This window comes from Shewanella glacialipiscicola (assembly GCF_023283485.1).
GTDB classification, from domain to species: Bacteria; Pseudomonadota; Gammaproteobacteria; order Enterobacterales; family Shewanellaceae; genus Shewanella; species Shewanella glacialipiscicola.
This window is the reverse complement of record NZ_JAKILU010000068.1, coordinates 1-546: the sequence shown is the minus strand read 5'-3', so window position 1 is coordinate 546 and position 546 is coordinate 1. Positions and strand designations below refer to the sequence as shown.

Genomic DNA, 546 nt, shown 5'->3' with positions numbered 1-546 from the left:
GTGCAAGAAGCTTTTAAAAAACTTCCTAATGGCAACGATCCGTGACACCCCGGGGCATGTTGCACTCGATCGCATTGATGTTTGGTTTCAAGATGAAGCCAGATTTGGTCAACAAAATACTACCACCCGTATTTGGGCCAAGAAAGGGACACGTCCACGCGCGGTAAGGCAGCAACAGTTTGAATCGGCGTATTTATATGGCGCAGTGTGTCCTGCAACTGGCGCAACAGAAGCGATTATTGCCCCGCATGCTAACAGCGAATACATGTACCAACATTTGAAGTTAATTTCTGCTGCAACGGCATTTGGGCGCCACGCCCTGATCATCATGGACGGCGCTGGTTGGCATCAACAAGCGTTAGCCGACGACTTTGATAATCTGACCGTCCTCAAGCTGCCTCCTTACTCACCCGAACTCAACCCCATAGAGCAAGTCTGGCAATGGCTACGCCAAAATGTGTTGGCCAATCGCTGCTTTAGCGGCTATGACGACATTGTTGAGCAGTGTTCCATCGCATGGAATAGCTTCATAGAGAATAAAGAAAG

1 protein-coding gene is annotated in these 546 nt (G+C 49.1%); it reads left to right on the top strand.

Annotated features, from left to right (window positions below; all coding sequences use genetic code 11):
• Window positions 1-546 (top strand): IS630 family transposase (locus tag L2717_RS18110; protein ID WP_248938143.1); only part of this gene is annotated, 546 nt, incomplete at both ends.